A 1153-nucleotide genomic window follows, 5' to 3' on the forward strand; every position below is an offset into this window, starting at 1 on the left:
GGAGGGCCGTGGCGGCGGCCATCGTCGCGGACGGGGCCCGTCCGGCCCAGGTGGAAATGTCCGCCATGTCGGATTCGACGGTGACCGCGGGCGCGGTCCGGGTGTATGTGCGGTGATCCGAACCGATATCCGTGCGGCGAAGCGCACGAACCGCAACGGCGCATGACGCGCCGGCCAGCCGGGCCGGCGGCGGCGCAGGAGAATTCGAGAGTGGCCAGCATCGACGTGGGCGGACATCCTTTCTACCGGTTCTGCCGGTCCGCGCTGGAAGATATCCGCAAACAGGGTCGTTATCGCCAGTTTACGCCGCTGGCGCGCCAGGCCGATCGTTTTCCGGTCTATGAGCAGGGTGGCGACGTCCAGGCGGTCGCCGCCGCGGACGGGCGCGAGGTGGTGGTCTGGTCCGCGAACGACTATCTGGGCATGGGGGTCGAGCCGGCGGTGGTCGAGGCCGCGATCGCCGCGATCCGCGAGCATGGGGCCGGGGCGGGCGGCACGCGCAACATCGCGGGCACCAGCCCGCTTCATGCCGCGCTGGAGGCCGAGCTGGCCGATCTGCACGGCAAGGAGGCGGGGCTGCTGTTCGTGTCGGGCTATGTCTCGAACCAGGCCAGCCTGCAGGCGATCCTGACCAGCATGCCGGGGTGGATCTGCTTTTCCGACCGGCAGAACCATGCCTCGATGATCGCCGGGATCAAGGGGGCGCGCGGCGCCTCGTGCGTGATCTTTGAACATAACGACCTGGCGGACCTGGAAGCCAAGCTGGCGGCCGCGCCCAAGGATGCGCCGAAGCTGATCGCCTTCGAGAGCGTCTATTCGATGGACGGCGACATTTCCGATATCGCGGCCACCTGTGCGCTGGCGCGGAAATACGGGGCCATGACCTATCTGGACGAGGTCCATGCCGTGGGGCTGTACGGCCCCGAGGGCGCGGGCGTGGCGCGGCGCGACGGCGTGGCCGACCAGGTCGACATCATCGAGGGCACGCTGGCCAAGGGATTCGGCGTCCATGGCGGATATGTCACCGGATCGGCCGAACTGATCGATTATCTGCGCAGTGTGGCGTCGGGCTTCATCTTCACCACCGCGCTGCCGCCCTCGGTGGTGGCGGCGGCGCTGGCCAGCGTGCGGCTGGTGCGCCGCGAGTCGTGGC

1 protein-coding gene is annotated in these 1153 nt (G+C 69.0%); it reads left to right on the forward strand.

What is annotated here, in order from left to right; all coding sequences use genetic code 11:
* Positions 1–225: 225 nt before the first annotated feature.
* Positions 226–1153: 5-aminolevulinate synthase (gene hemA, locus HUK84_RS19405; protein ID WP_317135320.1), on the forward strand; the 928-nt coding region annotated here is incomplete at its 3' end.

Source organism: Nguyenibacter vanlangensis, assembly GCF_013376155.1.
Taxonomy (GTDB): Bacteria; Pseudomonadota; Alphaproteobacteria; order Acetobacterales; family Acetobacteraceae; genus Gluconacetobacter; species Gluconacetobacter vanlangensis.